Consider the following 5244-nt stretch of genomic DNA (forward strand, 5'->3'; position numbering starts at 1 on the left):
GAAAGTGCTCCATGGCCACCATCGTCCTCGCGCCCCTGCCCGTGCCGGGTCACGTCAATCCCAGCCTGCGAATCGCCCGGTCGCTCCAGGGGCGGGGGCACCGGGTGCACTACCTGGGCATCCTGGAGCTGGAGGACGAGGTGCGCGCGGAGGGCTTCGAGTTCACGCCCCTGTTCGCGGACGTCTTCCCCAAGGGGAAGCTGAGCGAGCTGCGCGCGACGGCGGCGCGGCTGAAGGGCCCCCGGCTCTTGTGGTTCCTGCGCACCCAGGCCGCTCGCTTCAACCAGGCCCTCCAGCGGATGGTGGACGGGGAGGTGGATGACACCCTGCGAGCGCTGCGGCCGGACCTGCTCATCTGTGACGAGAAGCTCCGGCACCTGTCCGTCATCGGGCATGGCCTGGGCATCCCGGTGCTCCAGATGAACGTGACGATTCCTCCGGAGCTCATCCCGCGCGAGGCCGGGGCGGAGCGGGGGCCGGGGCGCGGCGGCGCGATGCCGGGCGAGCGGCTCCTCACGGCGCTCGGGTTCTTTCCGCGCCTGCGCCCCTCGCTGCTGGCGCTCGCGCGCAAGCACCACTATCCGCTGAAGGAGGCCCGGGGCATGCCCGCGCTGGATCGCGCGCTGTCTCCGGAGCTGCTGCTGTGCCCGCGCGAGTTCGCGGAGGTCCGCGTGCCGAGCGCCCCGGGCGAATACTGCTACATCGAGCCGTGCATCGACCGCGACCGCCGCGAGCCCGACTTCCCCTGGGAGCGGTTGAGTGGGGAGCGTCCGCTGGTCTTCTTCGCGCTCGGGACGCTCGCGGCGACTTCCGCGCACAACCTGCGCATCCTCCGCGAGGCCTTCCTGGCGGCGGGGCGGCGTCCGGACCTCCAGTTCGTCATCGCGGTGGGTTCGTCGATGGAGCCGTCGATGTTCGACGTGCCTCCCGGGGTCATCGCCGTGAAGGTCGCGCCGCAACTGGGGCTGCTGCGCAAGGCGGCGGTGATGGTGAACCACGCCGGCACGAACAGCGTGAAGGAGTGCATCGCGTTCGGCGTGCCCATGGTCTCCATCCCGCTCCAGTTCGATCAGCCGGACATCGGGCGGCTGGTCGAGCTGCACGGGGTGGGCCGGACCATCGCGCCCCGCGACTTCACCGCGGATCGCCTGCTCGCCGCGCTCGATGGCGTCCTGAAGGATCCGGCCTGCAAGCAGGCCTGTGAGCAACTGCGGACGCACTTCCTCCACTCCGAGCAGACGCGCGAGGCCGCGGGCCCCATCGAGGCGTTCATCGGCCGGCGAGCGCATGGAGGGCCGGCTGCCTCGGCTCAGCCCCAGGCAACCGGGAGCTGACACCTCACTGTCACAGAACCCGGAGTTGCGGAATCACGACATTCCAATATCGTGATGCCGTCATGTCGGCCGCCATCACGTCCTTGGAGGTCCGTTCCGCCACCCGCCTCTTCAAGGCGCTGGGGGACGAGACGCGCCTGCGCATCGTCGCGCTGCTCAGCCACGGGGAGCTGTGCGTCTGCCACTTCGAGTCTGCTCTCGGTCTGACGCAGTCGAACACCTCCCGCCAGCTCGCCGTGCTCAAGAACGCTGGCGTCGTCGAAGCGCGCCGTGACGCGAGCTGGGTCTACTACCGGCTGGCCCCGCAGATGGACGAGGTGTGCAAGGCGCAGCTCAAGGCGCTGGTCGCCGCCTTCTCCAGGCACGACGTGCTCCGCGAGGACGTGGCGCGCCTCCTCAAGACCCGCGGCCCCAACGCCTGCCGGTAGCTCACGGACCTCTTGCCCCTTTGCCCCTGTTCCCCATGACCGCCGCGCCCTCTTCCAGCATCGTCAAGAAGCTCTCCGTCATCGACCGGTTCCTGCCGGTGTGGATCTTCGCCGCCATGGGCCTGGGCATCGGTCTGGGCCGCGCCTTTCCGGACCTGGGTGCCCGGCTGGACAAGGTGAAGCTGGACACCGTGTCGCTGCCCATCGCCATCGGCCTCTTGTGGATGATGTACCCGGTGCTGGCGAAGGTGCGCTACGGCGAGCTGGGCCGGCTGCGCACGCGCGGCAAGCTCTTCACCCTCTCGCTGGTGCTCAACTGGCTGGTGGGGCCGGTGCTGATGTTCGCGCTGGCCTGGCTCTTCCTGCCGGACCTGCCGCACTACCGCAACGGCCTGGTCCTCATCGGGCTGGCGCGCTGCATCGCCATGGTCCTCATCTGGAACATGCTCGCGTGCGGCAGCAACGAGGTGGCCGCCGTCCTGGTGGCCCTCAACTCCATCTTCCAGATTCTCTTCTACTCGGTGCTGGGCTGGCTCTTCCTCACGGTCATCCCGGGCTGGCTGGGCGCGGATGTCACCGCGTTCGACGTGTCCATGGGGAGCATCGCCAGGAGCGTGCTCATCTTCCTGGGCGTGCCCCTGGTGGCCGGAGCGCTGACGCGCGTCGGCCTCACCCGGCTCAAGGGCGAGGCGTGGTACGAGCAGCGCTTCCTGCCGCGCCTGGGCCCCACCGCGCTCGTCGGCCTGCTCTACACCATCGTCCTGATGTTCGCGATGCAGGGCGAGAAGATCACCCGCCTGCCGCTGGACGTGGTGCGCATCAGCATCCCGCTGGTCGTCTACTTCGCCGTCATGTTCACCAGCGCCTTCATGCTCTCGCGCCGGCTGGGCTTCAGCTACGAGGAGACGGCGTCACTGTCCTTCACCGCGGCCGGCAACAACTTCGAGCTGGCCATCGCGGTGGCGGTGGGCGTGTTCGGCATGGCCTCGGGGGAGGCGCTGGCGGGGGTGGTCGGACCGCTCATCGAGGTGCCCGCCCTCATCGCGCTCGTCTACCTGTCGCTGTGGCTCAGGCGGCGGCTCTTCCCCGAGGCCCGTGACGCCGTGCTGCCCCGCCGCTTCGACAACACCTCGCCTCCTCCCTCGGGGTCCTCGCGATGAACACGGTCATCTTCGCCTGTGTCCACAACGCCGGCCGCTCGCAGATGGCGGCGGCCTTCTTCAACGCCCTGGTGGACCCGGCCAGGGCGCGTGCCGTCTCCGCCGGGACCCAGCCCGGTGAGCGCGTTCATCCCGAGGTGCAGGCCGCCATGGCCGAGGTGGGCATCGACCTGTCGGGGGCCCGGCCCCAGCGCCTCACGGACGAGCTGGCGCAGGGCGCTCAGTGGCTCATCACCATGGGGTGCGGCGACGCCTGCCCGTACGTGCCGGGGTTGAAGCGGGGTGACTGGCCGCTGGAAGACCCCAAGGGCAAGCCGGTGGAGCGCGTGCGCGAGATTCGCGATGACGTGCGCGCCCGCGTCATGGCGTTCCTGGAGCACGAGGGCTGGGCGCGCCGGGCGGATGGAGCCCGGAGCGTTTGAGTCATCCCCCTGGCTGGGGCTGGGACTCACCCCGGGCTTGATGGGCTGCCAGGGCGTGGAGCCGCTCCAGCCCGACAGGCTCCCGGGCCATCCACGGGACGAGCGCGACACGTCGGGCATGGTCGCGCACGACCCGAGCCACCTGCTCGGCCTCGGCTCGCATCCGCTCGCGCAGCAGCGCGTCCTGGCTGCCGGTGGCGAGCAGGCTGTTGTTGATGATCCACGCCCACGGCTCGATGCCCGCGCGGCGGAGATCCTCTTGCAGGTGCGCGGCCTCCGACACGGGCGTTGTCTCGGGGAGCGCGACGAGGAGGACGCGGGTGTAGGCCGGGTCGCGCATGCGCATCAGCGGGGTGAGGAGCTTCAGGTGCTCTGGCGGCAGGTTGCGCGTCAGTTGCCGGTGGTAGGCCCCGGTGGCGTCCAGCAGGAGGAGCGTGTGGCCCGTCGGTGCCGTGTCGAGCACCACGAACGAGGTGCGCGCCTCGGAGACGAGATGGGAGAACGCGTGGAACACGGCGACCTCCTCGGTGCAGGGGGAGGCCAGGTCCTCCAGCAGCAGGGCGCGGCCCTCGTCATCGAGCTCCGCCTCCCTGCGGCGCAGCGTCTTCTCGATATACTCCTGGGTCTCGGCGCGGGGGTCGATCCGGCTCACCTGGAGGTTCGGAAGAGAGCCTTCGAGCGTCGAGGCGACATGCGCGGCCGGATCCGTGGTGCTCAGGTGGACGGAGTGGCCTCGCGTGGCGAGCTCCGCGGCGATAGCGCAGGCGAGCGTGGTCTTCCCGACGCCGCCCTTGCCCATGACGAGGATGAACCCATGGCCGGGCGCGGCGAGCTCGTCGATGAGCCCCGAGAGCGAGGCCGTGGGGTGGGGCGGGGGCGCGGTGATCCCGCGCTCCGGAGGCGGCTGGAGGGAATCGTCGAGCAGGGCGCGGAGGTGCTCGATGCCGAGCATGTTGAAGGCCCGCAGCGGCACCTGCTCGGCCGGCAGTGAGCGGAGCGCTGGCGGCATGCGCGCGAGCGCGGCTTGCTCCCGCTCCCGGATGGCCAGGGCGATCGGATCCGACGAGGCCGTGGGCCGGAAGACGCCGTTGATGACCAGGCGCTGGTGGACCAGCCCCAAGGCGCGCAGCTCGGCCGCGGTTCGCTCCGCCTCCTGAAGCGCCGCGCGCTCCGGCCGCGTGACGAGCACGACGGTTGTGAGCTGGGGATCGGCGAGGGCGGCGAGGGCCGTGGAGAAGCGCTCCCTCCGCATCGTGAGCCCTGAGTGGGGCCCGAGGCAGGAGGCGCCGCGGGTGTTGGTGTCGAGGAAGTCGGTCCAGGCCCGGGGCAGGCTGAGCAGGCGCAGGGTGTGGCCCGTGGGGGCCGTGTCGAACACGACGTGCTCGAACTGCTGGCGCCACGTGGCTTCGAGGAGCCCGGCGAACTCGTCGAACGCGGCGATCTCCGTGGTGCAGGCGCCGGACAGCTCCTCGCGGATCTTCTTCACCTCCGTCTCGGAGGCGTGCCCGAGGAAGGGCGCGAGGACCCGCTCCCGGTAGGCGTCAGCGGCGGCTTCGGGATCGATGTTGAGCGCCATCAGGCCCGGGACCCCGGGAACGTCCCTGGGCTGGCGCGACAGCTCGACGCCCAGCATCTCGTCGAGATTGGAGGCCGGATCCGTGCTGACGAGCAGCACGCGCCTGCCCGCATCCGCCAGCCGGATGGCCGTCGCGCAGGCGAGCGAGGTCTTGCCCACTCCGCCCTTACCCGTGAAGAACAGATAGGGGGTTCCGGAAGCTGTCGGTGGCATGCGGAACGATGGCGCATCCCCCCTGGATGGAGGAAGTGCGGCACCGGCCCATGGAGAGCAAGGGCGTTCGGCTGGCCGTGCTCTCCCTGGGACTCCGCCTGCCGCGCCCCC

The 5244-nt window shown here is 70.6% G+C and carries 5 protein-coding genes; 4 read left to right on the forward strand and 1 reads right to left on the reverse strand.

Annotated elements, in window-relative coordinates; all coding sequences use genetic code 11:
- Positions 1-11 precede the first annotated feature (11 nt).
- The 4 genes from K8556_RS01425 (at position 12) to K8556_RS01440 (ending at position 3344) form a co-directional block, all read left to right on the forward strand.
- Complete coding sequence (locus K8556_RS01425; RefSeq protein ID WP_223738223.1) at positions 12-1334, forward strand: glycosyltransferase; 1323 nt, start codon at positions 12-14, stop codon at positions 1332-1334.
- Between the two features lie 62 nt (positions 1335-1396).
- Entirely contained in the window at positions 1397-1762 is a 366-nt protein-coding gene (locus K8556_RS01430) for a helix-turn-helix transcriptional regulator (RefSeq protein WP_223738224.1), read from the forward strand.
- Between the two features lie 35 nt (positions 1763-1797).
- Positions 1798-2922 carry an ACR3 family arsenite efflux transporter gene (gene arsB / locus K8556_RS01435; RefSeq protein ID WP_223738225.1) on the forward strand — a complete coding sequence of 375 codons (1125 nt, stop codon included), beginning with the start codon at positions 1798-1800 and terminating at the stop codon, positions 2920-2922.
- Positions 2919-3344, forward strand: coding sequence for a low molecular weight phosphatase family protein (locus tag K8556_RS01440; protein ID WP_223738226.1), 426 nt, complete (start codon positions 2919-2921; stop codon positions 3342-3344). The genes arsB and K8556_RS01440 overlap by 4 nt, the downstream gene beginning before the upstream one ends.
- A 1-nt stretch (position 3345) precedes the next feature.
- On the opposite strand, the gene arsA is transcribed toward K8556_RS01440, so the two are convergent.
- The gene (gene arsA / locus K8556_RS01445) at positions 3346-5133 is read right to left on the reverse strand and encodes an arsenical pump-driving ATPase (RefSeq protein ID WP_223738227.1); all 1788 of its coding nucleotides are present in this window, start codon (positions 5131-5133) and stop codon (positions 3346-3348) included.
- Positions 5134-5244 lie beyond the last annotated feature (111 nt).

The organism is Corallococcus sp. AS-1-12, from assembly GCF_020036995.1.
Taxonomy (GTDB): Bacteria; Myxococcota; Myxococcia; order Myxococcales; family Myxococcaceae; genus Corallococcus.